This window comes from Mesorhizobium sp. MC2-1-1 (genome assembly GCF_057597255.1).
This window is the reverse complement of the sequence record NZ_CP195205.1, coordinates 655603-680866: the sequence shown is the minus strand read 5'-3', so window position 1 is coordinate 680866 and position 25264 is coordinate 655603. Positions and strand designations below refer to the sequence as shown.

Below are 25264 nucleotides of genomic sequence, written 5' to 3'. Positions count from 1 at the left end.
CGATCGGTCCACAACAGGCTGCGGGAAAACGGCGATCCATGGAACAGCGCAAGATCATACCGGCCGTCTCCGTCGCCGTCGTGCGCGGCGGCACCGTGCTTCTGGTCAAGCGCGGGCGGGCGCCATCGCAAGGGCTGTATGCCTATCCCGGCGGCAAGGTCGAGCCGGGCGAAGCGCTCGCCGCCGCTGCGGCGCGCGAATTGCTGGAAGAGACCGGGCTCGAGGCGACGGGCTACCGCCCGCTGCGCGACATCCATATCGACGGGAGCGGTGAAAACCACGCGGTCGACTACCTGCTGACGGTGTTCGGCGCCGCCTATGCCGGCGGCGAACCGGTGGCCAGCGACGACGCCGAGACCGCGGCGTTCTACTCGCTGGCAGAGATGGCCGATATGCCGCTTGCCGGCGACGTTCTTTCCGTCGCCGAGGAATTGCTCGGGTGCACTCCAGAGGCCGAGCGGTAAGCATCCAGAATGGCCTTGCAGGCGACAAAATGTTTCGCCAAAAAGCCTTGGCTCTCTCTCGCCAAGGCCCTGATGATGCGCGCCTCTCTCGTCCTCGCCGCTTGCCTCGCCATCGGCATCGCCGTCGCGGCGTCTCCGGCGCGCGCCGTGGAAGCGCCTTTCGAGCCCGGGTTGATTCGGCTCGCCGAGGTGCTGGGATCGCTGCATTTCTTGCGCAATCTGTGCGGCGAGAAGGGCGACCAGTGGCGAGTCGAGATGGAGAAGCTGCTCGAATCGGAAAATCCCGATCCTGAACGGCGCGCCCGCTTCATCGCATCCTTCAACCGCGGCTACCGCTCCTTCAGCGGCACCTATACACGATGCACGCCTTCCGCGACCGAGGCCATCGCCCGCTACATGAAAGAAGGCGAGACGTTGTCGCGCGACATCGCTTCCCGCTACGGCAATTGAGGTCGGATCAGCGGCTGCTTCGCGTTTTTTGGCGGTTTTTCCTGCCCCAATCGGCGCCAATGTGAGCTGCCTTCTTGTCTCCTGTCCCGCTCTGGTGCAATCATGTGTTGCAGTTTCGCAACAGTACTAACGAAACGTTAGCGCATAATTGTGGAATTAACTCAAACTGAAGGTTTTGATCCCGCAAGCCGGTCTAATCGGCTAAGCTTGACATCGATTGAGCGCAGTCTTGCCGGCAAAGTAGATTTCGACCCTAAAAATGTCGTATTTACAAAGACTTATTTGAGACTGCGGACAAACTGAGAGCCAAGCCGGATCCGTCATCGGATCGCCGCTTGCAGTAAGGTGGACATCGCAATGGAACATGGTGTCAGCGACATCGATGCGTTGGTCAGGGAAGAAAAGCGCCTGACTGCGGTCGAGAGCCACAGCGAAGCCTGGGCGGAGGGCCTGTCGGCTGGCATAGAGCCGGAAATCATCGCTGAGGCGGCGCTGGAGACCGCCTTCGGCGAAATGTTGCGCGCCAATGGCGAAACCTCCGCGCTGGCCCTCCTCGACCGCATGCGGGAAAAGGTGGTAGCCGGCGCCTTCGAGCCGGAACGGCTGAAGCACTAGCCGCCCATTTCGACAGCGAATTTTCGACCACGATTTTTTGACGGCGACACGCCATTTGGGCAAAATGCCCAAGCGCTCGCACATGTTGAGCGCCGGCCGACGGGCGACCCCCGGGAACAACGGAGAGGCAAGCGGTGAGATTTTCGATGTCAGGCCGGCCACGCGGGCTGACCCTCAACATCCTGGTCGCCGCCTCCTGCCTGGCGCTGCCTCTGTGCCTCGCCAGTACGCCTTCACTCGCGCTGAGCGAGATCCAGCGCGAGGATCTGCCTTCCCCTGTCGCCCCGCCCGCCAATGGCGACAGCGCCCTGCCCGGCAGTGTCGTGCCGATGCCGGAGACGCCCGGCTCCAAGCCCCCGGACAGCGGCCAGCCGGCCGACGACACGGACAAGTCGAAGCCGCAAACGCCTCCCGCCAATGGCGGCGTCACCAGCCCGCGCGCCGATCCGGACGCGCCGCCGCCGGCGGTGGTCTACGACCTCAACACGCTTCCCGAACCGGTCAGGCGCATGCACGGGCTGATCATCGAGGCCTGTCGGACCGGCGACATCGAGAAGCTGAGGTCGCTTATCGGCAAGGGCGATTCCATGACGCAATTGTCGCTGGGCGATATAGACGGCGACCCGATCACCTTCCTCAAGGGCCTTTCAGGCGACAGCGACGGCCAGGAAATCCTTGCCATCCTCGAAGAGGTGCTGTCGGCGGGCTACGTCCATGTCGACACCGGCACGCCGCAGGAACTCTATGTCTGGCCCTATTTCTTCGCGCTGCCGCTCGACAAGCTCGATCCCAGGCAACGTGTCGAACTGTTTAAGTTGGTCACCGCAAGCGACTATGACGACATGAAGCGGTTCGGGGCCTACATCTTCTACCGCGTCGGCATCACGCCGACGGGACAGTGGCTGTTCTTCGTCGCCGGTGATTAAGCCGGCAGCGCCTCGGAAAACTCGACCGCCTTGCCCTGGCCGGGCGACACGATCTCGCCTTCCCACATGACGCGCGCGCCGCGCACGACGGTGCCCACCGGCCAGCCGGTGACCTCCTTGCCGTCATAGGGTGTCCAGCCGGCCCTGGAGCCGGCTTGCGCATTGGTGATGGTCTCGCGCCGCTTCATGTCGACAATCGTGAAATCGGCATCGTAGCCGGCGGCGATGCGCCCTTTCCTGGCCATGCCGAAGATGCGCTGCGGACCGTGGCTGGAAAGGTCGACGAAGCGCTGCAAGGTGAGCCGGCCGGCATTGATGTGGTCGAGCATGATCGGGACTAGCGTCTGTACGCCGGTCATACCCGAAGGCGAGGCCGGATAGGCCTTTGCCTTCTCCGCCAGCGTGTGCGGCGCGTGGTCGGAGCCCAGCACATCGACGATGCCCTGCGAAACGCCATGCCAGACGCCGTCGCGGTGGCGGGCGGCGCGAACCGGCGGGTTCATCTGGATCAATGTGCCCAGCCGCGCATAGTCGTCGGCGCTCAGCGTCAGATGATGCGGCGTGGCCTCGCAGGTGGCGACATCCTTGTGCTGTTCGAGGAAGAGGATTTCCTCGGCCGTCGAGATATGCAGCACATGGATGCGCGCGCGTGTCTGCCTTGCGATGCGCACCAGGCGTTCCGTGCACCGAAGTGCTGCGGTCTCGTCGCGCCAGACGGGATGCGATGACGGGTCGCCCTCGATGCGCAGCCCAAGCCGCTCGCGCAGGCGGAACTCGTCCTCCGAATGGAAGGCCGAGCGACGGCGGGTGTTGCGCAGGATCGAGGCGACGCCTTCGTCGTCTTCGACCAGCAGGTCGCCGGTGGACGAACCCATGAACACTTTTATGCCGGCGGCGCCCGGCAGCCGTTCCAGTTCGCCGACATCGCCGGCATTGTCGCGCGTGCCGCCGACCCAGAAGGCGAAGTCGCAATGCATTCGGCCCGTGGCGCGGCGCACCTTGTCGGCGAGCGCCGCTTCGCTGGTGGTCAGCGGATTGGTGTTGGGCATCTCGAAGACGGCGGTGACGCCGCCCAGCACCGCCGCGCGGGAACCTGTCTCCAGAGTCCTCCTTGTGTTCCAGGCCCGGCTCGCGGAAATGCACCTGGCTGTCGACGACGCCCGGCAGGATGTGCAGACCCGTGCAGTCGATGGTTTCGCCGGCCGAGGCCTGGCCGAGATCGCCGATGCGCGCGATGCGTCCGGCCTTCACGGCGATGTCGCGCCGCCCCTCGCCGTCATGGTTGACCACCGTGCCGCCTGTCAGGATGAGGTCGAAGGTGGTTGCCATGGGCAGGTCCAATCTCTTGCGGGGGGAGTGTGGCCGGCTTACGTAATGACCGACCATTTTGCAAGATCAGGCCGATTTCACGCCCATGCCCTTTGCCCAGCTCAAAGACCGCGCGCTCATCTCCGTATCTGGCCCCGACGCAGGGCATTTCCTGCAGAACATCCTCACCACTGACCTCGACACGCTGAAGCCCGGCGAGGCAAAGCCCGGCGCGCTGCTTTCGCCCCAAGGCAAGATCCTGTTCGATTTCCTGATCTCGCGCGCCGGCGAGAACGGCTTCCAACTGGAATGCCGGTCCGACATCGCCGACGATTTCGTACGCCGGCTGATGCTTTATCGGCTGAGGGCAAAAGCCGAGATTGCCAAGCAGGACCAAGCGCTTGTCACGATCGCGTGGGGCGATGATTCAATCGCTTCACCTTTTGATTCATTCGGGGCCGGTTCCACATCGCTCGTCGACGCCCGTTTTCTCGACGTGGCTGTCAGACGCGTTCATGGCGGCTCGGCGGAAGGCGGCGACCCCGAGGCATGGCGGACGCTGCGCATCGGCAACGGTATCGCGGAAAGCGGTTCGGACTACCAGCTTGGCGACGCCTTTCCGCACGACGTGCTGCTCGACGAGACCGGCGGCGTCGGCTTCAAGAAGGGCTGCTATATCGGCCAGGAGGTGGTCTCGCGCATGCAGCACCGCGGCACCGCGCGGCGACGTGTGCTGATCGCATCGGCAGATGGTCCCCTGCCCGCTCCGGGGACGGAACTCACCGTTGCCGGCCGGCCGGTGGGCGCGCTCGGGTCCGTCGGCGGCCGGACCGGTCTCGCCATTGCCCGCATCGACCGCGTCAAGGCGGCCCTCGATGCCGGCGAGGCGATCATGGCGGGCGCGGTTCCGGTCAAGCTCGCAATTCCCGGCTGGGCGAAGTTCTCCTTCCCGCAGGACGCGGCCAGCGCGGAGGAGGCCTGATGGCGGCCGACCGGGCCGGCGCGCCGCCGCGCGCCTGGCAACGCATGCTGTCGGGCCGCCGGCTCGACCTGCTCGACCCATCGCCGCTCGACATCGAGATCGCCGACATCGCGCACGGCCTTGCGCGCGTCGCCCGCTGGAACGGCCAAACTGGCGGCGACCATGCGTTCTCGGTCGCGCAACACTCGCTGCTGGTCGAGACGCTCTACGGTGAACTGGCGCCCGAGGCCACGGCCGAAGCGCGCCTCGCCGCGCTGCTGCACGACGCGCCCGAATATGTCATCGGCGACATGATCTCGCCGTTCAAATCGGTGATGGGCGGTTCCTACAAGGACTGCGAACTGCGCCTGCAGCGCGCCATACACCTGCGTTTCTCGCTGCCGGCCGAACTCGGCGCCCCCTTGCGCAAGGACATCAAGCGCGCCGACCAGATAGCCGCATATTTCGAAGCGACATTGCTCGCCGGCTTTTCGACGGCAGAAGCGACCGAGTATTTCGGCCGACCGCGCGGCTTCTCAGCCGACCGCTTCGACTTCACGCCAAGATCCGTGACCTGGGCGCAAACGGCTTTCCTCAAACGTTTCACGACGCTGGAGGCCAGGCGCCAGACTTCGCCTGCCGCGAGTTCCGCCCCGTGAAAGAACGCTAAATTAACCGGCTGCCGGACAGTATCGCGTTCGGTTACGGTCTGAAGGCGTTCTCATGCCAGGCGCACATATCAAGACTGCTTCCATCGCCGGCAGGCGAAAAATGGCCGACACCGGTCCGACGCGGCTGATCGCGGAAGAATTACGGGCTCAGAACGAGCGCTTCGCGGCGGCTGTCGAGAACATGTCGCACGGGCTATGCATGTTCGACGCCGATGAGCGGATGATAATCTGCAACCGCAACTATATCGACCTCTTCGGCCTGGATGAGAATGTGGTGCAGCCAGGAATCCCTTTCCTGGACATCCTGCAGCACAGCGTCGATCTCGGCATCGCCTCGCACAGCGCCAGCGAGCTCTACGCCATCCGCAAGCCCTATATCGACGGCGCCAAGCCTTCGACCTACGAGGAAGTCTTGTCGGACGGACGCATCATCGTCATTTCGCACCGGCCCATCGCCGTCGGCGGCTGGGTTTCGATTTATGAAGATGTGACCAGCCGGCGGCGCGACGAGGCTGAACTGAAGGAACAACACCGCCGCTTCGACGCCGCTTTGGCCAACATGTCGCAAGGCCTGCTGATGTATGGCGAGAACGGCCGCCTGATCGTGCGAAACCAGCGCTTTCTGGATCTGTGCAACGCCAAGGCGGCGGATTTCCCGCTCGGCATGACACATCGCCAGATGCTGGACAAACTCATTCGCCTCGGCATCTTCGCGCCGGTCGAAGTCGACGTCGAAATCAGCGAAACGCAGGCCAGCCTGAAGGCCGGTCAGTCGCGATCGAGCTATCGCGCGCTGGTCGACGGCCGAACGCTCTTCGTCCTGAGGCGGCCGCTCACCGGCGGCGGGTGGGTGGCGACCTTCGAGGATGTGACGGAGCGTCGGCGCGCAGAGGAGCGCATGACCCATCTTGCGCATCACGACACGCTGACCAACCTGCCCAACCGCTCGATGTTTCGCGAACGGCTGGACCAGACGCTGGCCGAAGCCGAGGCCCGGCCGCTGGCGATCTTCTCGCTCGACCTCGACCGCTTCAAGGCCATCAACGACACGTTCGGCCACCCGGCGGGAGACTGGCTGCTGAAATGCGTCGCCAAGCGGTTGCAGCATTGCGTGCGCAGCAACAAGGACGTGGTGGCCCGCTTCGGGGGCGACGAGTTCGCGATCATCCAGTTCGGTATCAAGGGCATCGCCGACGCCGAAAAGCTTGCCAAGCGCATCATCGAGACCGTCGGCAAGCCCTATCGCGACAAGGGACGCGAAATGCATGTGGGCGCGAGCCTTGGCATTGCGCTCCATCCCGGCGACGGGCACGACGCCGACACGCTGCTCACCAACGCCGACATGGCGCTCTACAGCGGCAAGAGCGAGGGCCGCAACGTCTACCGCTTCTTCGAGCCGGGCATGGACGCCCTGGTGCGGGAGCGCCGTGCGCTTGAAATCGATCTCGAAACAGCACTCTCCAAGCGCGAGTTCGAGCTCGATTTCCAGCCGATCTTCGACATCGGCTCCGGCAGGATTGTCGGCGCGGAAGCCTTGATGCGCTGGCGCTCGCCGTCGCGCGGCCTGGTGTCGCCGGAGAACTTCATCGCCGCCGCAGAGGAAACCGGACTGATCGTGCAGCTCGGCGACTGGGCGCTGCGCAAGGCTTGCAACGTGGCCGCCAACTGGCCGCCGGACGTGCGCATGGCCGTCAATGTCTCGGCCGCGCAGATCAAGAGCGGGGGCTTCGCCCGCGGTGTCATGTCGGCGCTCGCCTTTTCCGGCCTGCCGGCCGACCGCCTGGAGCTCGAAATCACCGAAACGGTGATGATGAACGAAAGCGACGCGGCGCTGAAGACGCTCAGCCAATTGCGCGCCCTCGGCGTGCGCATCGCGCTCGACGATTTCGGTACCGGCTATTCCTCGCTCGGCTACCTTCGACGCTTCCCCGTCGACAAGATCAAGATCGACCGCTCCTTCATCCACGACCTCGACAAGCGCGACACGGCGGCGATCGTGCGCACCGTGATCGGGCTTGGCGCCGAACTCGGCATCACTGTCACCGCCGAAGGCGTCGAGACCGAAGCCCAGCTGGACATGCTGCGCAAGGCCGGCTGCGGCGAGGCGCAAGGCTATCTGATCGGCGTGCCGACCAAGGAGACCGAGATACGCCGGCTGCTGCGCGCGCAGGCGCTGCTGCACCAGCAGGGCTGATTCCGGCCCTTGTCGAGATTGAGGTCAGACTGCGCCGGAAATGGGGGATTGCGAGAACCGGCCTACGCCGGCCGGAACCTTCATGGAGCGGAGACCCTTAAGGACGGCTTCTGCCGGCGAAGGCCAGGGCGGAGCGTATTTGTGAGCAGCTGAGGCGACCGCTCCAAGTCCTTTTTCGCAATTCCGGACGGAAAACCGCTACGCAATTCTGCTGGAATTGCTCTGGCGCAGCGTCGCGACATATTTCTCGTGAAAGCTCACATAGCCGGGCTCGACCACCTTGAGATGCCGCGCAATCAGCCTGTGGAATTCCGGCAGCTGGTGGAACGGCACGCCGGGATAGGCATGATGCTCCGCATGATAAGGCATGTTCCAGGCAAGCTTGCGCACGAACCAGTTGGTGAGTGTGGTGCGGGTGTTTTCCAGCATGTTGGCGACGAACGGACAGCGACCGTGCTCGGCCAGCAGGTAGAGCCTGAGGAAGGGCTGGCCGAGCAGCGCCGGCACGATCCAGACATAGAGCAGCACCGATGCCTTGAACCAGACCGCTAGCACCAGCAGGACGACATAGAAGGCAATCATCGCCCGCGCCTCGGCCTTCACCTTCGGCAGGCCCTTGGGCGGCACGTAGCTGTCGCGGCAGCGCCCCAGTGCATTGCTGTTAAGCGTCTTGAAATGCCCCCACCAGACCGGCAGGCCGGAGACGTGGACGATGTATTGCCGCACGGTCTCGGGCTTCGGGAAAGCCAGCTCAGGATCGTTTTCCGGGTCCTGGGTGAAGCGGTGATGGGCGAAGTGGAAATAGCGGAACCAATCGGCCGGTAGCGCGATCGCCAGGCTGCAGAAACGCGCGACGATATCGTTCAGCCACTGCGTTTCGAAGGCCGTCCTGTGCACCGTTTCATGCAGCAGCGTGAACAGGAAAACGATGAGGATGCCCTGCGGCAGCATCAGGACCGGCCAGAACGGCACCCTGGCGGCGATCAGCGCGCCCAGGAGGACTATCGCGCCAAGATGGAGAGCGAACTGGACAAGGCCCGGCCCGTCGGACTTTCCGGTCAGCCGGCCGCGCTCCTCATTCGTCAGCGAGGCTATGATTTGGCGATGGTCAACGGTGTCGTCGTTGGCGATTGAGTTCATCGGATCACGTTACCCAGAAAGAAACCTTTCGAAAAACGAAGATTTCTGCAAAACAGGTAAGGTCAGCTTATCTTTTGGTTTGTCATGGTCGCCCTTCCCTCCTTGCGCGGACTTCAGGCCTTCGAAGCGGCGGCCCGCACAGGCAGCTTCGCCGCGGCCGCCGAGGAATTGTCGGTTTCGGCCGCAGCCGTCAGCCAGCTCATCCGCACCGTCGAGGAGCAGATGGGACGAAAACTGTTCCACCGGGTCAACCGCCGCGCGGTGCTTACCGAGGCCGGGGTGGAGATGCTGCCGAGGCTCAGCATGGCCTTCAGGGAAATCAGCAGTGTCGCGAGGGATGTCGGAGGCGGTGCATTCCGGCCAAGGCTCGTCGTTTCGGTGCCGCCCTCAATGGCGATGGGCTGGCTCTCCGAGCGCCTCGCCGGCTTCGTTGCCCGCCATGGCGCCGCCGACATATCGCTGAGGGGCGACGACGATCCGGCGCCGTTCGACCATGAACTGATCGACATCCGCCTCTCTTACGGTCCTCATTACCGAGAGCATCCGACCGAGGAGATCGTCAGGGACGCCGTCTATCCCGTCTGCGCGCCGACGCTCGCGGGCACGACCGGATCCGACAGCCTTGCCGGCTTGCCACTCATCCACACCGATTGGGGACCGACCGGAGCATCCTTCCCATCCTGGCGCAACTGGTTCGAAGCGGCGGGAAACGAGCCGGGTCGCGCGGCGCGGCGCGGCCTGTCGGCCAACTCGTCGCGCGCGGCGCTCGATCTCGCCATCTCGGGTCTTGGCGTGGTGCTGGCGCAAGGGGTCTACTGCGCCAAGGCCCTGGAAGCGGGCCTCCTGGTCCGGCCGGTTAGCCGGTCCCTGGCGCTGCGCCAGCCCTATTGCCTGACGATCCCCGAACGCAGCGCAAGGCGAGACATCGTGGCGGCGTTCCGCGAATGGCTGATCGGGGAATGCCGGCGCGACGTCGGATCGCCGGCGCTTGTCGCGACGCCAGCCTGGCGGCAGCAAAGCATGCCCGTTCAAAGATGACCGGCAAGCGCCGCGACCATGTCCTTGCTGCTGGCCACGGGAACGATCTCGAACTCCACGAGATCCGCCCATTCCACGACCCAGCGCTGCAGGATCGTCACGTCATCGGTTTCCACCACCATGAAGCAGCGGCTCATATCGCCGGCGATCCAGCTGTGGTGCACGACAAGCTCTTCCGGCTTCAGCCGGCCCTTGTCGCGGAAGCGGCGGTAGATCTCCTTGCGGTCCGAGCCGTGAAAATCCTCGATGACGAAAAACAGCATCCTTCCCCCAAATGATTACCGCTCCAGGCGTTCCAGGAACCACTGCGTCAGCCGAATCCAAAGCTCGTCCTTCTCGCCGGAATCCTCCCAGCCATGGTCGAGATTGGGATTGTCGTTGACCTCGATGACGAAGACGCCGTCCTTGGTCTCCTTGAGGTCGACGCCGTAGAGGCCGTCGCCGATGCACTTGGCCGCCTTCACAGCCGTCTCGACGACATGCGGCGGCGTCTGCTTCAGCGTGAAGGTCTTGATGCCGCCCTGGTCGGGCTTGCCGCTCGCCTTGTGGTTGACGATCTGCCAGTGCTTCTTCGCCATCAGGTAATGCACGGCAAACAGTGGCTGGCCGCCGAGCACGCCGACGCGCCAGTCATATTCTGTCGGGATGAATTTCTGCGCGATCAGGAGATCGGAGTCCTCCAGCCATTCGGTCGCGAGCTTGGTCAGCTCGGCCATGTTCTCGCATTTCTTGACGCCACGCGAGAAGGAGGAGTCCGGGATCTTCAGCACCAGCGGGAAACCCAGCGTCTGCGCCGCGAGCTCCAGGTCGGACGAGCCGGCGATCATCACCGTCGGCGGCACCGGCACCTTGTTGTAGGTCATCAACTCGTTGAGATAGACCTTGTTGGTGCAGCGGATCATCGACAGCGGATCGTCGATCACCGGCATGCCCTCCTGTTGGGCGCGGCGCGCGAAGCGGTAGGTGTGGTTGGAGATCGAGGTGGTCTCGCGAATGAACAGCGCGTCGTAGTTGGCGAGCTTGGCGAGATCCTTCCTGGTGATCGGCTCGACTTCGACCCCCATTTTCTCGGCGATCCTCGCCCAGTAGCGCAATGAGGAGATCTCCGACGGCGGCAGTTCCTCATGCGGGTCGACCAGCGTGGCGAACGTGTAGCGCGCGGGCGTGCGGCCCTTCGTGTCGCGCCACTCGCGGCTGGTGTAGGTCTCCAGGCACTGCAGGAAGGACTCTTCCTCGCTCTCCGTCATGCGGGCGAGCGGCAGGAAGCCGATCTTGCGGATCGAGGCCCATTCGGCGCTGTCCTTGATATGGACCTCGAGCGCCGGCGCGCGGAACCAGTCGAACAGGAGCCTTGTGAAGCGGTCCCAGACCTTGGACGGGCCGATGCCGAAGAAGATCGCGACCTTGGCCGGAAAAGACCCGCCAAGGTCCTTGCGGCATTTGTTCAAGGCAAGCTCGAGCTCCGGCAGCGCGTGCTCGTAGAGCTTGCGCTCGGAAAGGTCGATCATGGTCTCGACGGTCGGGATCACCCGGTGACCACGCGAGCCGGCAAGCAGCGAGGCGTAGTAGCCGCGGCTCTGGTAGGCGTAATTGTTCGACAGGTTGATCACCTTCGGCCGCTGGCCGCGGAACAGCGCCGGATGCGCGAGATAGTCGCGATTGGTGATGATCTTGTGGGGCGTGGCCACCTGGTCGAGATCGTTCTGCCTGCCTGTCAGGATTACCCAGGTCATTGTCTCAGCGTTTTCCCAGAGTGATGGCGGCGCGCAAACCGTCGCGGCCGAACTGCGCCATGTTCATGAAGATGTCGTAGGGCACCGGAATGTTCGCGGCATCGAGGATCGTTTCCTGCCTTTCATCCTCGACCCAAGGGTCGTGGATGAGGATATGGTCGCCATCGTCGCCGATGGCCAGCACCCAATGCGGCACCTTCTTGCCGAACATGAGGAAGCCGCTGACCAGCACCACCACCAGCTTGCCCTCGGCCAAGGCGTCACGGATGTCGCCGATGCCGAACGGACGGTAGTTGACGGGGATGCCGTAAAGCTCGGCGCGACGGCGGAAATCGACCTGGGCAAGTTCCATCACCCGGCGCTTGTCCTCGCTGCGCACCGATTGCAGGAAGAGCGCGCCGTAGAAGGAGACGAATATCTCGGCGGCGAGCCCGCTCTCATAGCCGGCGACCGCCAGGCCGAAAGGCTCGCAGCCGCCGGGTCCCGACATCATGAAGACGGTGGTGGCCTCACGCCACAGGCGGATCTCCATAACCGGGTCCGGCACGAAGCCAGGGTCGAAATTGGCCATCGCCATCATCAGGCAGCATGGGCCGCAAGTGAACTCGCAGGTCTGCTGGTAGAACGGCACCCTGGTCGCCGTGGGTGTGTCGCCGCGCAGCGTCTTCTCGTAGCGCAGCGCCGTGGCGCCATCCTCGTAATAGTCGGGCTCCCGGCCCAATTTTCGATAGCCTGCTTGCTCGTAAATATGGATGGCGCGATCATTGTCCTCGCGCACCTCGAGGCGCAGCAACAGCCGGTCATGCTCATACGCTGCCTCCTCGGCGGCGGCGAGCAGAAGGCGGCCGACGCCAAGGCGGCCGAAGAAAGGGCCGACAGCGATGGAATAAAGACGCGCCACGCCGCTGCCCTTGCGAAACAACACCACCGCATAGCCGGCGACCCGGCCCTCGCTTTCAGCCACCAGCATCTCGGCGGTTTCGCGTTCGATGAATTGACGGAAGGAACGGCGCGACAGCCGGTCGCCCGGAAACACCGCTTTCTCGATGGCGGCTAGGTCATCGACGTCTGACGCGCGGGCCTTGCGAATCTCGGCAGGCATAAGGGCTTGGGAGAACCTCGATTGGGTTGTGGAAACGGCCCCGGTGGATGCGTCGCGAACACCGGCCAAGATGCCGGTCTCCATCAAGCGCTATCGCTCCTTGATTAGGGCCGAATTGTGACAGTTTCCGCCACGGCAGGAAAGGAGGAAGCCTTTGAACGGAATTGACGTTCAAAGGGCTGCCGGCCGCCGAAAAACGCAGCCGGTTCAGCTCGATATGCCTGCCACGAGCTGGCCATAAGCGCTCTTTGCCACATCCGAGAGCCGATCCGGCGGTAACGAGCCGACGACCGCGCAGGCATAGCCTTTGTCCAGCCAGTAGACCGCCTCCGGCCCACCTGCCTCGGCCGCGTAGGTGCCCTTGGAGGTCGCGGACGAATCGGCGGTGACGAAGAGCGAAATCCGCTCGCCCTTGGCGTCCTCGTAGAGCAGCATCGCCGCCTTGCCCTGATTGCCGGCCGGCAGCAGCCGGCCACCGACCAGTTCGAAGCCTTCGGCCGCAAGGTCCGGCGCAACCAGCTTCAGCCCGACGCGGTTCGACAACCAGGTCTGAAGATGGTCCTTGTCGCTCGCCGCGACCTCGACGGCATGCCGCTTCTCGGCGGCGTAGATGACATGAGCGGCGATCGCCTGCTCGGCGAGCTGATCGTCGCTGTCGTGGCCGCGGCCGATACCGTCCATGCCGGCGACATAGCCACCGAGCCCACCGACGGCCAGTACCAAGGCGGCGGCGGCCGAGAGCCACCAGCGCGAGCGCCAGGCAGTCGCCTTCGCGGACGCCTCGCCAAATACTGCCTGCCGCAGCCTCGCCGGCACCGGCTCGTCCATCACGCCCGCGAAGGCGGCGCGCATGGCGGCGCGATCGGCAATGTAGCGCGCCGACTTCGCCTTCATCTCGGGATTGGCTTCGAGCCAGGCGTCATAGGCCATGCGCTCCTCGCCCGGCAGCTCGCCGTCGATGGCCATGTGGATATCGCGTTCGGTGAAATCGCGGCGGGTCATTTCTCGACGATCCTTATCGAGCGGCGGCGCGATGTGTCCTCGAGCAGGCCTCGCAATTCCTCGCGGCCGCGGGCGATTCGCGACATCAGCGTGCCGGCCGGCACGCCAAGGATGTTGGCGGCCTCGGCATAGGAAAAGCCCTCGATGGCGACCATCACCAATGCCGCGCGGCGATCGGGGCTGATCGCCTGCAGGGCATCCATGATCTCGCGCGAGGCGATGCTTTCGACCTGATCGGCGGGCGCGGATTGGGCCTCACCGGCTTCGAGAGGCAGCATCGCCGCCTCGCCGCGCCGGTTGACCTTGCGCATCTGGTCGATGAACAAGTGATGCATGATCGTAAACAGCCACCTCCGGGGGTTTTCTCCAGTCTGCCAGTTGTCGAGCCGCACCAGCGCCCGCTCCAGGCAATCCTGGACAAGGTCGTCGGCGGAATCGCGGTCGCGCAGCAGCGAGCGCGCATAGCGCCGCAACCGCGGTATTTCGCTCAGGATCGCTGCCTTCTTGTCGTCCATGACCGCTTTGTTTCGAGGTCGCTTTGCATTCCGATTGAACGCGCCTTCCCGGCGCGGCGCAAGCAGTCAGCGCTAAGCGGCCGAACCGCTGCGATTACCCAAGCACGAGAACAACGATGGCGTAGGCCGTTTTATTCCGGCCAATCAGCGAGAAAGCCAATTATCTCAAATCAGTCAGCTGGAAATCGTTACCCTTGTAGAGAAGCGGAATATCGAGCGCCTTGGCACAGGCATAGGCAAAACAGTCGCCCATATTCAGATCAGCCTCGTGACCGACTGCCTTGCCGTAGCGAGCGCTGGCGTCGATAGCTTGCGAACCGATCTCGTCGCCGATCGGCACATTTTCACCGCCGATTTCGACAATAAGCTGATCTACCAGATCGCGAGCCTTCAGGAGCGCTTCAGCAGTCGGCTTGCGAGGACCCGCGCCGGCTCTGGCCAGAGCCTGCGTCGCCTCAAAACGGACCATCGCGGAGACGTGGAAGCTGACAGACTCGGAAAGTCTTTTGGACAGCCCCTCCCAGCCAGCTTCCTGGTTGAGGATGGCGACGATCACCGAAGCATCGACAAACATCAATCTTCCCACATCTCATCGGTGAATTTCTTCATGTCGAAATCGAGATTGGGCAGACCGATTTTCTTCGCCTCCTCTTGCAGCCTGATGATCCGGTCACGCAGCGGAATCTTGGCCCGATGGCGTTCCAGTTCATTCAAAAGAGCTGTCCGCACTGCCTCGGTCTTGCTCCGCGCTTGCGTCTCACGCTGCAGTTTTGCGGCCAGCGCGTCCACTTCATCGTCCCGTATGTAGAGCGGCATCCGAATATCCTCCGATGAATATTCTCTATATACGATAACGAATATCCATTCAAGAATTCTCGCCGCTCTGCCTTGCCGCCCGCGTCAGCAGCCGCTGGTAGAACAGCCCGATGCCGATCAGCACGGCGCCGAGGCCGATGAAGGAGAGCGCGCGCAGCACGCCTTCCAGCTCCGACATGTCGAAGAGGAAGACCTTCACCACCGCAACCGCGATCAGCACCGCGGAGGCGATGCGCAGCACCTGCGATTTCAGCCATACGCCGGCGGTCAGCAGCCCCACGCCTATGGCCAGCCAAAGCGCCGAATAGGTGTAGGTCTCGACCTGGCCGAGGCCGCTCCACAAGGCGATGAACTCTCCCTTGAACAGGCGGCGCACCGAGAGCGTCGCATAGGCGAAGGCAAGCAGCGCGGCGATCAGCGCCAGCATCGCGGAATACCATCGCGGGCGCTTGTCGCGGACATAGAGCGCCAGCGCGCCAGCCGCGATCGCGGGCAGCAGGTAGGCGAGGAACAGGAGATTGAAGACCGGGATCGTGCCGGTCGACTCGTCCGTCAGCAGCGGGTTCAGCACCACGAAATGCTGGACGGCGATCAAGCCCGCCGAGACCACGCCGGCAGCCAATGAGCCATAGCGCAGCACCGAACTTGGCGAGCGCATGTCGATGGCGACCAGCATGGCGCCGGCGCCGAGCGCGATCAGCGTGTAGATAGCCTGTTCGGCGAGGGTCACCGCGCCGGTGTCGATGACGCCGCCATGCATGGCGTGGCGCACCAGCATGGCGATGGTGAGCAGCGCGAACAGCGCCGCGGCCGCCTCCATGGCAAGGCGCGGGCGTCCGTTGGTGGTGCGGGCGAGTTGCCAGGCGGCGAAGCCGAAGGCGAGCGCCGGAATGCCATAGCCCGGCAGCAGCCAGTTGAAGACCGGTGTTCTGGAAAGAAACGCCGCGCCGACGATGGTCGGATCGAAGGCGACGCGGGCAAGCACGGCGACCGCCGCGCCCACCGCGATCCAGCCCAGCACCGGGTAGGAGCGCCGGCGCGTGGCCAGCGCCGGAACAATCGCGGCGGCGCCGAGCAGCACGGTCGTCCAGCCGGAGCCGAAGGCCATGTGCAGCATCAGCAGGCCGGCGATACCGGCGCCGGCCAGCGCGAATGACACGGCCGGGCCGCCGGTCAGCGGCGGCTCCTCCGCGCGCGCGATCCATTCCCCGCCGGCAGTGAAGACCAGCGCCAGCAACAGCGCCGGCAATGCGTAGCCGAGGTCGCGGTCGATATCGCCGAAGGTCACCCACAGCGCGGTGAGCACCGCCAGGGGGACAATGACTCCCCAGGCTGCCCAGCAGGCCGCGCGTATCGGAGCGGTGGCGGCGAAGCGGCGCGCCGCCCAGAAGCCGGCGGCAAGGAAGACCAGGCCAAGCGCGATGCCGATGCGGAATGTGAGCGTGTCGGCCGACGCGAGGGGCTGAGCGTCCAGCCCGACATCGAGCGCATCGGCGCCGAGCGTGGCGGGCGGGATGATACCGAGGTAGATCAGCACTGTCGCGACACCGGCGGCAAAGACCAGCGGAAGCGCGCGCGGCCGGTAGAGCGCGGCCGCGACCAGCGCAACCAGCAGGACGGCGCCGTGCCAGGCACCGCCGGCGCCGGCGAACGCCGGATCGACGGACAGGCCCAGCGCGCTCAAGGCAATGAAGAAACCGGGCACGATGGATGGCCAGTCGAAGCCACGCGCCGGCGCGTCGCGGCCAGCAGCCAGGAAAAGGCCGAGCCAGACGAAGGCAAGCACGGCGAGCGTGGCCAGGCTGATGAACAGGACGGCGGCGAGGTTCACCTCCGGCGCGTCGACCATGTAGAGAATGGTCCAGATGCCGGTGCCGGCGAACGCAGCCGCCATGAGCGCTTTCCAGTCGCGGATACGGGCGGTTGCAGCGCTCGCCGCAAGCACGATCGCCAGATAGACGAACAGCGCCCAGGGATTGGGTGCCTGCGAGGCGACCAGCGCCGGCGTGACCATGGCGCCGACGAGGCCGATACCGGCCAGCGCCAGGCCATGCACCAGGGAAGCGCAAATGGTCGCGACGCCGATGACGCCAAGCAGCGCGAAGGCGGTCGCCGGACCGATGAAGCCATAGATGCCGTGTGCCGCGTAGACCGTGCCGAACAGGATGAAGGCGCCGGCAGCCGTGAGGATGGAGGGGATGTAAGCGCCGGCCGCGCCCTGCACCGGCACCTTGAAGCCGGTGCGGCGGATGAATTCGGCGCCGGCGATCAGCGCTAGGCCAAGGATGCCGGCCATGGCGAGGCGCACGCCGGGACCGAAAATGCCGGCCTCGATGGTGTAGCGGATCAGGAACAGGCCACCCAGCGCCAGCGCGATGCCGCCGACCCAGACCGCCCAGCGCGTGCCCAGCGCCGTCTCCACGTCTGTCTGGCGCGCCGCTTTTGCGGGCGCCGCTGCTGCGGGCGTCTCGGCGACGGTGGCGGGTTGCGCCGATTCTACCAATTCTGGTGACTCAACGGATTGCGCCGCGGCCGCCTGGGCCTTCGTCCAGGGTCCCGCTGCTATCTCCTCTTCGGCCGGCTCCGGCTTCGCGGCGATGTCTCCGCCAGCCAACTGCGCCGCAGGCGCCACGGCTGCCTTGGCCTTCTCAGCAAGACCTTCCTGCGCGGCGGCGGCCGCCTTGGGCGCGGACAGCGAAGCGCCCGACTGCACCAAGCCGCGCAGGACGCCGACCTCGCGCTCGACCAGCGCGATGCGGTTCTGCTGGCGCGAAACGATGACGAAAAGAGCTATGACGGCGGCAATGGAGATCAGGCTGAAAAACATGGTGGTTTCCCTCAAAACCAGACCAAGCGTGGCCAACAAATGCGGCGATGAGACGGCTGACCCAAATCAGCGCCTTGCCGGCTAGCAAGATCGGGCCGACTAACAAGATCGGGCCGGCTAACAAGATCGAGCATGTTTCGCGGCCGAATGCCAGCAACTTGCCGGCTTATCCAATATTAGACCGCAGGGGCTGCCGGCGAGATTGCGTGACCTGCGCGGCGAAATACTCGTGCTATTCTCACGCGGGCGAATAGATGCCGCGAGGTGACCGATGCCGCAGAAAAGCGCGGGCTTGTTGATTCACAGGCACATAAGCGGTGTGTTCGAATTCCTGCTCGTCCATCCGGGCGGTCCGTTCTGGGCGCGAAAGGATGAGGGCGCATGGTCCATCCCGAAGGGACTGATCGGCGACGACGAGGATGAGCTCGAAGCCGCCAGGCGGGAAGCCGAGGAGGAGCTCGGCGTCGCCATCGACGGCGACTTCAAGCCGCTCGGCAGCTACAGGCAGCCGGGCGGCAAGATAGTGGTGGCGTGGAGCGTCGAGGCCGATCTCGACGCCAATGCCATCAAGAGCAACATGTTCACCATGGAGTGGCCGCCGAAATCGGGGAGCATGAAGGCGTTTCCCGAGGTGGATCGGGCCGGCTGGTTCACGCTGCCCGAAGCCGGCCTCAAGATCCTGAAAGGCCAGCGCGCCATGCTGGACGATTTCCTGGAGCGGCGCGGCGCCGGCTAAAGCAATTTCAGGAAAAGTGCGTAGCGGTTTTCCGTCCGGAACTGCGAAAAAACAGAGACTTGGAACGGTCCCCGATTCTGCGAAACGCTGAACCGCTTTTGGCGGCCTGCCCTGCTATCCCGCTTCGCCCGCAAGCGCCCTTACTGAAGCATGATGCCGGCGCAGCGCGGCCAGGAAGCCGGCGCGGGCGTCGGGCGGCTCGAGGCCGCGCGGCTCGTAGACATGGCGGGTGAAGAAGAAGCCGCTCAGCCGGAACGCCGCCTCGAGCGACGCCGCATCCGCGCGCAGGCCGGAGCCGCGCTGCAGGAAGGCCGGCAGCGCCAGCATCTTGTCGTGCCATGGGGCGCCGGCCCCGCGCGAGACGGCGCGTCCGGATTTCGGCGAGACATAGGCGAGGTCCTGGCTGGTGCCGGTCGCCGCGCATTGGCTGAGATCGAGGCCGAAGCCCAGTTCATCGAGGATGAGCAGTTCGAAGCGCGCCACGAGCTCGCCCGCGGCATCGGCATCGTCGAGATGGGAGATCATCACGGCAAGCGCCTCATAGAGGCCACCATGGGCGTCGCGCTCGGGCAGGAGCCTCAGATGCGCGGCCATGGTCTGCAGGCCGTAGACGGCGACCGCGCTGTCCATCAGCCGCGCGGCATTCATCTCGATCGCTTCAGCCTGGAAGACGCCGAGATGCTCGTCGAGCCGCGCCCGCCACATAAGCTCGACGCGGTTGCCGGGTTGCAGCACCGGCTGCTGCTTGCGCGAGCGCCCTCCCCGCACCAGGCCGAGATGGCGGCCATGGGCGCGCGTCATCACCTCGAGGATGGCGCTGGTTTCGCCATGCCTGCGGGTGCCGAGAACGATTCCCTCGTCGCGCCATTCCATGCGCCGAGCTTTTCACCCGTTGCGCGGCGAAATCAAGGACACGAGCGGCCCGCCGGCTGATTGTCGGCTCGGGCTCGTTGGCGATTTTCATTGGCTGTGTCGAGAATGGCGGTAATGCGCCCTATCACGGCCGTGTTTATCAGGTTGTGCGTCGCCTGAGAGCGGACTTTCGCAGCGGTTGGCCCACTTCGAAAATTTCGGCGGCAAACGGGCAATTCGGTTGGCTGCGGCAGTCACTATGTGCGCCTGAGACGTCTTATTTCGGGGCGTGCGACTACAGCCGTTCGCAGATATTTGTACACTATTCTTGCTTCAAGTATCAGTAGATGACCGCTTCGGTGAGGGGGAGGGAATATGCTGATGTCGCGCTTGCTGAGCGGCGTAGTCATTTTGTTGGGGCTGGCCGGCTGTGGTCGGGTTGACCAAGATTATGCCGACTGTGTTGGTCAGCCCGTTGGCGCGGACCGGCAAATCGAGGCTTGCACGAAGATCATCAGTGATGGTGCTCAAGGCGCGGACAAGCGCAGCGCCGCTTACCTCATGCGCGGCAATGCCTGGTCCGCAAATGCGGATTATGACCGTGCCATCGAGGACTATGACAGGGCGATCAGCCTCAATCCGAAAAATGGCACAGCGTTATACAACCAAGGCGTGGCATGGGCACACAAAGGTGACAGTGATCGGGCGATCGCTGATTACGACCAGGCGATCAATCTCGACCCCAAGAACATCAATGCCTACAATAATCGTGGCTTGCAGTGGGTTACCAAGGGCGAGAATGACCGCGCCATCAATGACTACAATCAAGCGATCGATCTCGATCCGAAGCATTCGATTTCCTACTACAACCGAGGTATCGCTTGGGAACGCAAGGGCGATTATGACCACGCTTTGGCTGACTATGGCCAGGCGATAAGCCTCGATCCTAGAGCTACCTATGCCTACCTGAATCGCGGCAGCGCTTGGGTAAACAAGGGCGACAATCAAAAGGCTATCGCTGACTTCGACACCGCTATAAGCCAGGATCCGAAGGACGCCGAGGCCTTTTACAGGCGTGCGGGTGCTCGAGGTAAGGCGGGCGACAATGACGGCGCGCTCGCTGACTACGACGAGGCAATCACGCTCAATCGGAAATTTACCTACGCCTACGTCAATCGTGGACTGCTGTCGGACACCAAGGGTGACCATGATCGCGCCATCGCTGACTACAACATGGCGATCAGCCTCGATCCGAAAATCGCCATCTCCTATTCCAACCGGGGCCTGGCATTCGCGCACAAGGGCGATCATGAACGTGCAATCGCCGACTACGACCAGGCGGTCAGCCTCGATCCAAAATTAGGCGACGCCTATTACAACAGGGGCAACTCGTGGTTTGCCAAGGGCGACAACGATCATGCGATCGCCGACTACAGCCAGGCAATCACCCTCGATCCGAAGAATTTCAGGGCCTACACCAACCGTGGCATGGCCTGGCACAAAAAGGGAGAGGACGATCGCGCCATTGCCGACTTCGACCAAGCAATTGGTATCAGCCCAAAATCCGAGATCATCTACAACAACCGCGGCTTGTCCTGGTTGCGCAAGGGCATGGCCGACCGCGCGCTTGCAGATTTCGACGAGGCGATACGCCTCGATCCGAAAGATGCCTATCCATACGGCAATCGTGGCCTTGTGAGGCTGAAAGCGGGCGATTATGACCAAGCCATCGCCGATTCCGATCAGGCGATCGGCATCGATCCAAAGTTCGCGAACGCCTACGGCAACCGAGGCGCCGCCTTGCTGGCCAAAGGCGATGTTGACCGCGCTGTCGCTGATCTCGACAAGGCGATCAGCCTCGACCCCGACCAAGTAGACACCCATGTGAACCGCGGCATGATCCGGGCACGAAAGAACGACTACGACCTTGCAATTGCCGATTACGACAAGGCGATCAGCCTCGATCCAAACCATGCCGGAGCGCACAATGGCCGAGGACTGGCGTGGTTAGGCAAGGGAGAAGTTGTCCGCGCCATCGCTGACTTCGACGTGGCGGTCGCCTCCGATCCGAAGCAACCCCGCACCTATTACAATCGAGGCCTGGCGTGGGCGCAAAAGGGCGACAAGGATCGTGCGATGGCGGACTACAGCCAGGCGATCACGGTCGACGCCAAGTTTGTCGCCGCATACGTCAACCGGGGTGTGCTTTGGGTTGGGCAGGGCCAATTCGACAGAGCGATCGCCGACTACGGCCAAGCCATCAACCTTGATCCCATGCAATCCATCCCTTACTCCAACCGAGGCATCGCATGGGCGCAGATGGGCGACAATGACCGCGCCATAGCCGACTACAACAAGGCCATCGGTCTTGATCCCAAGTTTGTCACCGCCTATGCCAACCGAGGCAAAGCCTGGTTCATCAAAGGAGACTATGACCGCACGATTGCCGACTACAGCCAGGCAATCCTCCTCGATCCGTCAAATGCCGGGCTACATGGCGTCCGTGGCGCAGCCCGGTACAAGAAGGGTGACCGAGACGGCGCGATCTCTGACTACAATCGAGCGATCACACTCGATCCTAAGCACGTAGCCTCATATGCCAACCGGGGCCTGGCTTGGGCAGACAAAGGGGAGAACGATCGAGCCTTGGCCGATTTCAACCAGGCGATCGCGCTCGCGCCGTCAAACGGCGAGTACTTCCGGCACCGTGGCGAGGTATGGAGCGACCAAGGCGATCATACCCGCGCCCTGGATGATTTCAGCCGGGCGATTTCCCTCGATCCGAAAGACGCCTTCGCCCACTTTGATCGGGGCCTTGAATACTTCTATTCGGGATCGCTGGCCAAGGGACGGGCCGATTTCGGAGAGGCCGCCGCCCTGATCCCTGACAATGCGTATTTAGCGATTTGGCTGGATCTGGCCGACCGGCGCGCCGGCGAGGCGGGCCACTTGCAAGACGCGGCTGGCAGGCTCGATATGACGAAGTGGCCGGCGCCCGTTGTCCGCATGCTGCTGGGCGCCAGCACCCCCGCCGACACGTTGAGGGCAGCCGAAAATCCGGATGCAACCACGAAAACTGGACAGGTCTGCGAGGCCAATTTCTATACGGCCGAGTTCAGCCGGTTGCGCGATCTGGGGGATGAAGCCTTGCGCCTTTACCGGGTCGCCGCCAGCGACTGCCCCCGGAGCTTCGACGAATACCACGCGGCCAAGGCCGCGCTGCGCGAGTTGAGCGCGTCGCCATAGGCCCAGAAGATTTGGCAAAGGTGCAAAGCAGGAAGTTCGTGAAGCTTGCAAAAGCTTGAGCTGGATGCAGCAACTGGTGTCGCACCGAAAGCTGACCGACCGCTTGCGGCCCCAATCAGGACGTTGGGCGCCCATCGGCGGCTAACCTCTCGGCTCTAGGCGGTCTTTTCGGCTCGCACCTTTGCGCGTCGTCCAACAGGTCACAATGTGGATGAGCGCGGCTTGCCCGGCTTACCCCGGAAACTCCAGCCCCATCTCGCGGTAGCGCTCGGGGTCGTCGCCCCAGTTCTCGCGCACCTTCACGAACAGGAAGAGATGCACCTTCTGTTCCAGGATGCCGGCGATTTCCATCCGCGCGGCCTGGCCGATGGCGCGGATCGTCTCGCCCTTGTGGCCGAGCACTATCTTCTTCTGGCTGTCGCGCTCGACATAGATGACCTGCTCGATGCGCACCGAGCCGTCCTTCTTCTCTTCCCATTTCTCGGTTTCGACATGCGAGGAATAGGGAAGCTCCTGATGGAGCCTGAGATATAGCTTCTCGCGCGTGATCTCGGCCGCGAGCTGGCGCATCGGCAGGTCCGAGATCTGGTCTTCCGGATAGTACCAAGGGCCTGAGGGAAGCGTCGCGGCAAGATAGTCGAGCAGGTCCTTGCAGCCGGAGCCGGTCAGGGCCGACACCATGAAAGTGCGCTTGAACGGCACTTTCTCGTTCGCTGCCGCGGACAAGGCAAGAAGTGTCTCCGGCTTGACGCGGTCGACCTTGTTGAGAACCAGAAGCATCGGCTGGCGGACGTCCTTCAGCCGCTCGAGTATGGCATCGGCATCGCCCTTGATGCCGCGCTCGGCATCGATCAACAGCACCACGATATCGGCATCCTTGGCGCCGCCCCAGGCGGTGGTCACCATCGCGGTGTCCAGCCGCCGCTTCGGCTTGAAGATGCCGGGCGTGTCGACGAAGACGATCTGCGCGTCGTCATGCGTGGCGATGCCGCGCACGATGGCACGCGTGGTCTGCACCTTGTGGGTGACGATCGACACCTTGGCGCCGACAAGCTGGTTGACCAGCGTCGACTTGCCGGCATTGGGCGCGCCGATCAGCGCGACGAAGCCGGAGCGGGTGACGGGGGTCTCGGGGGGTTGGTTTGCGCTCATGCCGCGCTCCATACGCCCTCGCGCAGCAAAAGAGTAGCCGCCGCGGCCTGCTCGGCCTCGCGCTTCGAGCGGCCGCTGCCGGTCGCCGGCGCGAAATCACCGACCTTGACGCTGACGGTGAACAGCGGATCGTGGTCCGGCCCCTCGCGGCCGTCGACGCGGTAGGCCGGCGTTGCGCCTGCAGCAGCCTGGTGCGCCCATTCCTGCAATTCGGTCTTGGCGTCGCGCCGCGCGGCACCGATCGCTTGCGAGCGCGGCCGCCAATAGCGGTGGATGAACGCGCGGGCGGCCTCAAGGCCGCCATCCAGGTAAAGCACGGCAATCAGCGATTCCAGCGCATCGGCGCGCAGATTGGTGCGCTTGCGCCCATCGAGGTTGCGCACGTCGGAACCGGCGCGGATCAGCTCCGGCAGGCCGATCTCCTCGGCGATGTCGGAGAGCGCCTCGGCATTGACCAGCGCGTTGAGGCGCAGCGAAAGCTCGCCCTCGGCGGCATCGGGGAAGGCGGCAAGCAGCATGTCGGCCACGACAAGGCCGAGAACGCGATCGCCCAGGAACTCGAAGCGCTCGTAATCGACGCCGGCATGCGTCGAACGCGCGCTGGCATGGGTCAGCGCGCGCTGCAAGCGCTGGCGGTCGGCGAAGACGTGGCCGGTACGCTCGACAAGCGCTTCGGCTAGCGCATCGGCGGTCAAACGCTTGCTGGCCGCCATGGCCTTAGTGGACGAAATGGAACAGGCGGCCGGCGCGCATGAGCGACGGCCACTTCCATATCTCGAGCGGGCTCGCCTTGCCGGCGATCGAGAAGAATATGAGATTGGCGCGACCAACCAGGTTTTCGGCCGGCACGAAGCCGACGGTGAAACGGCTGTCGGAGGAATTGTCGCGATTGTCACCCATCATGAAGTAGTGGCCCGGCGGAACGTCGAACTCGCGCGTGTTGTCGCCGATCGAATTCGGCGTGAGGTCGAGCGTGTCGTAGCTGACGCCGTTGGGCAGTGTTTCGCGGTAGACGTCGACCGGCTGCGGAACTTCGGTGATGTCGGGATTTTCGATCTGGCCGGTCTTGACCCGCGGCACGCCCACGCCATTGATGAAGAGCTGGCCGTTCTTCATCTGGATCTTGTCGCCGGGGAGGCCAACGACGCGCTTGATGTAATCGACGGACGGATCCGGCGGGAACTTGAACACCACCACGTCGCCGCGCTTGGGCTCCGAGCCCCACAGGCGGCCCGAGAAGATATCCGGACCGAACGGCAGCGAATAGCGCGAATAGCCATAGGCCCATTTGGTGACGAAGAGATAGTCGCCCTCGAGCAGCGTCGGCCGCATCGAGCCGGACGGGATGGAGAAAGGCTGGAAGAGCAGCGTGCGGATGACGAGCGCGAGCAGCAGAGCCTGGATGATGACGGAGAAGGTTTCACCCAGCCCGCCGGATTTCTTCTGCGATTTTTCAGCCACGCTCATGTCGTCCTCAGTTGTGCGATGTTGGTATAGAGTCTCGGCGCGCGCTGGG

The 25264-nt window shown here is 64.0% G+C and carries 23 protein-coding genes and 1 pseudogene; 10 read left to right on the top strand and 14 right to left on the bottom strand.

Annotated features, from left to right (window positions below; translation table 11 throughout):
• Nucleotides 1-38: 38 nt before the first annotated feature.
• From ACR64R_RS03160 to ACR64R_RS03145, 4 genes are all read left to right on the top strand, one after another.
• Nucleotides 39-464 carry an NUDIX domain-containing protein gene (locus tag ACR64R_RS03160; RefSeq protein ID WP_487360239.1) on the top strand — a complete coding sequence of 142 codons (426 nt, stop codon included), beginning with the start codon at nucleotides 39-41 and terminating at the stop codon, nucleotides 462-464.
• Between the two features lie 72 nt (nucleotides 465-536).
• Entirely contained in the window at nucleotides 537-914 is a 378-nt protein-coding gene (locus ACR64R_RS03155) for a TIGR02301 family protein (protein ID WP_487360238.1), read from the top strand.
• A gap of 357 nt (nucleotides 915-1271) precedes the next feature.
• A complete protein-coding gene (locus ACR64R_RS03150; protein WP_487360237.1) occupies nucleotides 1272-1529 on the top strand; it encodes a hypothetical protein in 258 nt (85 codons plus the stop codon).
• Between the two features lie 146 nt (nucleotides 1530-1675).
• Nucleotides 1676-2455, top strand: a complete 780-nt coding sequence (locus ACR64R_RS03145; RefSeq protein ID WP_487360236.1) for a hypothetical protein — start codon at nucleotides 1676-1678, stop codon at nucleotides 2453-2455.
• Here the strand turns inward: ACR64R_RS03145 and ACR64R_RS03140 are convergent.
• Nucleotides 2452-3784: pseudogene (locus tag ACR64R_RS03140) on the bottom strand (dihydroorotase). The gene ACR64R_RS03145 and the pseudogene ACR64R_RS03140 overlap by 4 nt on opposite strands.
• Nucleotides 3785-3869: 85 nt before the next feature.
• On the opposite strand from ACR64R_RS03140, the gene ygfZ reads away from it, so the two are divergent.
• From ygfZ to ACR64R_RS03125, 3 genes are all read left to right on the top strand, one after another.
• Nucleotides 3870-4745: a CAF17-like 4Fe-4S cluster assembly/insertion protein YgfZ gene (ygfZ, locus tag ACR64R_RS03135; RefSeq protein ID WP_487360235.1), complete on the top strand. Its 876-nt coding sequence runs from the start codon at nucleotides 3870-3872 to the stop codon at nucleotides 4743-4745.
• Nucleotides 4745-5383 carry an HD domain-containing protein gene (locus tag ACR64R_RS03130; protein ID WP_487360234.1) on the top strand — a complete coding sequence of 213 codons (639 nt, stop codon included), beginning with the start codon at nucleotides 4745-4747 and terminating at the stop codon, nucleotides 5381-5383. Before ygfZ ends, ACR64R_RS03130 begins: the two co-directional genes overlap by 1 nt.
• Nucleotides 5384-5495: 112 nt before the next feature.
• Nucleotides 5496-7589, top strand: a complete 2094-nt coding sequence (locus ACR64R_RS03125; protein ID WP_487360233.1) for a putative bifunctional diguanylate cyclase/phosphodiesterase — start codon at nucleotides 5496-5498, stop codon at nucleotides 7587-7589.
• 198 nt (nucleotides 7590-7787) lie between these two features.
• Here the strand turns inward: ACR64R_RS03125 and ACR64R_RS03120 are convergent, their stop codons facing one another.
• Nucleotides 7788-8729: a fatty acid desaturase family protein gene (locus ACR64R_RS03120; protein WP_487360232.1), complete on the bottom strand. Its 942-nt coding sequence runs from the start codon at nucleotides 8727-8729 to the stop codon at nucleotides 7788-7790.
• Between the two features lie 84 nt (nucleotides 8730-8813).
• Between ACR64R_RS03120 and ACR64R_RS03115 the strand changes: the two genes are divergently transcribed.
• Complete coding sequence (locus tag ACR64R_RS03115; RefSeq protein WP_487360231.1) at nucleotides 8814-9767, top strand: LysR substrate-binding domain-containing protein; 954 nt, start codon at nucleotides 8814-8816, stop codon at nucleotides 9765-9767.
• Here the strand turns inward: ACR64R_RS03115 and ACR64R_RS03110 are convergent.
• The 8 genes from ACR64R_RS03110 to ACR64R_RS03075 form a co-directional block, all read right to left on the bottom strand.
• Complete coding sequence (locus ACR64R_RS03110) at nucleotides 9758-10030, bottom strand: DUF3303 domain-containing protein (protein WP_487360230.1); 273 nt, start codon at nucleotides 10028-10030, stop codon at nucleotides 9758-9760. The two genes, ACR64R_RS03115 and ACR64R_RS03110, sit on opposite strands and share 10 nt — an antisense overlap.
• Before the next feature lie 15 nt (nucleotides 10031-10045).
• Complete coding sequence (locus tag ACR64R_RS03105; RefSeq protein WP_487360229.1) at nucleotides 10046-11500, bottom strand: RimK family ATP-grasp domain-containing protein; 1455 nt, start codon at nucleotides 11498-11500, stop codon at nucleotides 10046-10048.
• 4 nt (nucleotides 11501-11504) lie between these two features.
• Nucleotides 11505-12602 carry a peptidase C39 family protein gene (locus tag ACR64R_RS03100; protein WP_487360228.1) on the bottom strand — a complete coding sequence of 366 codons (1098 nt, stop codon included), beginning with the start codon at nucleotides 12600-12602 and terminating at the stop codon, nucleotides 11505-11507.
• A 207-nt stretch (nucleotides 12603-12809) separates the two neighbouring features.
• Nucleotides 12810-13604 carry an anti-sigma factor family protein gene (locus ACR64R_RS03095; RefSeq protein ID WP_487360227.1) on the bottom strand — a complete coding sequence of 265 codons (795 nt, stop codon included), beginning with the start codon at nucleotides 13602-13604 and terminating at the stop codon, nucleotides 12810-12812.
• Complete coding sequence (locus ACR64R_RS03090) at nucleotides 13601-14119, bottom strand: sigma-70 family RNA polymerase sigma factor (protein ID WP_487360226.1); 519 nt, start codon at nucleotides 14117-14119, stop codon at nucleotides 13601-13603. Before ACR64R_RS03090 ends, ACR64R_RS03095 begins: the two co-directional genes overlap by 4 nt.
• 160 nt (nucleotides 14120-14279) lie before the next feature.
• Nucleotides 14280-14693: a type II toxin-antitoxin system VapC family toxin gene (locus ACR64R_RS03085; protein ID WP_487360225.1), complete on the bottom strand. Its 414-nt coding sequence runs from the start codon at nucleotides 14691-14693 to the stop codon at nucleotides 14280-14282.
• Nucleotides 14693-14935 carry a type II toxin-antitoxin system VapB family antitoxin gene (locus tag ACR64R_RS03080; RefSeq protein WP_487360224.1) on the bottom strand — a complete coding sequence of 81 codons (243 nt, stop codon included), beginning with the start codon at nucleotides 14933-14935 and terminating at the stop codon, nucleotides 14693-14695. Before ACR64R_RS03080 ends, ACR64R_RS03085 begins: the two co-directional genes overlap by 1 nt.
• 49 nt (nucleotides 14936-14984) lie before the next feature.
• Nucleotides 14985-17762 (bottom strand): DUF2339 domain-containing protein, encoded by a 2778-nt coding sequence (locus ACR64R_RS03075; RefSeq protein ID WP_487360223.1) that lies wholly within the window; start codon nucleotides 17760-17762, stop codon nucleotides 14985-14987.
• A 271-nt stretch (nucleotides 17763-18033) separates the two neighbouring features.
• Here ACR64R_RS03075 and ACR64R_RS03070 point away from each other — a divergent pair, with 271 nt between their 5' ends.
• On the top strand, nucleotides 18034-18498 hold the full coding sequence (locus tag ACR64R_RS03070) for an NUDIX hydrolase (RefSeq protein ID WP_487360222.1): 465 nt from the start codon (nucleotides 18034-18036) through the stop codon (nucleotides 18496-18498).
• A 114-nt stretch (nucleotides 18499-18612) separates the two neighbouring features.
• On the opposite strand, the gene recO is transcribed toward ACR64R_RS03070, so the two are convergent.
• Nucleotides 18613-19371 (bottom strand): DNA repair protein RecO, encoded by a 759-nt coding sequence (recO, locus tag ACR64R_RS03065; protein ID WP_487360221.1) that lies wholly within the window; start codon nucleotides 19369-19371, stop codon nucleotides 18613-18615.
• Between the two features lie 360 nt (nucleotides 19372-19731).
• On the opposite strand from recO, the gene ACR64R_RS03060 reads away from it, so the two are divergent.
• Complete coding sequence (locus ACR64R_RS03060) at nucleotides 19732-22596, top strand: tetratricopeptide repeat protein (protein ID WP_487360220.1); 2865 nt, start codon at nucleotides 19732-19734, stop codon at nucleotides 22594-22596.
• A gap of 231 nt (nucleotides 22597-22827) precedes the next feature.
• Here ACR64R_RS03060 and era read toward each other — a convergent pair whose 3' ends face one another.
• From era to lepB, 3 genes are read right to left on the bottom strand one after another with little or no spacing between them, the layout of a single operon-like run.
• Nucleotides 22828-23760, bottom strand: a complete 933-nt coding sequence (gene era, locus ACR64R_RS03055; RefSeq protein WP_487360219.1) for a GTPase Era — start codon at nucleotides 23758-23760, stop codon at nucleotides 22828-22830.
• On the bottom strand, nucleotides 23745-24479 hold the full coding sequence (gene rnc / locus ACR64R_RS03050; protein ID WP_487362365.1) for a ribonuclease III: 735 nt from the start codon (nucleotides 24477-24479) through the stop codon (nucleotides 23745-23747). Before rnc ends, era begins: the two co-directional genes overlap by 16 nt.
• The gene (gene lepB / locus ACR64R_RS03045; RefSeq protein ID WP_487360218.1) at nucleotides 24466-25215 is read right to left on the bottom strand and encodes a signal peptidase I; all 750 of its coding nucleotides are present in this window, start codon (nucleotides 25213-25215) and stop codon (nucleotides 24466-24468) included. Before lepB ends, rnc begins: the two co-directional genes overlap by 14 nt.
• Between the last annotated feature and the right edge of the window lie 49 nt (nucleotides 25216-25264).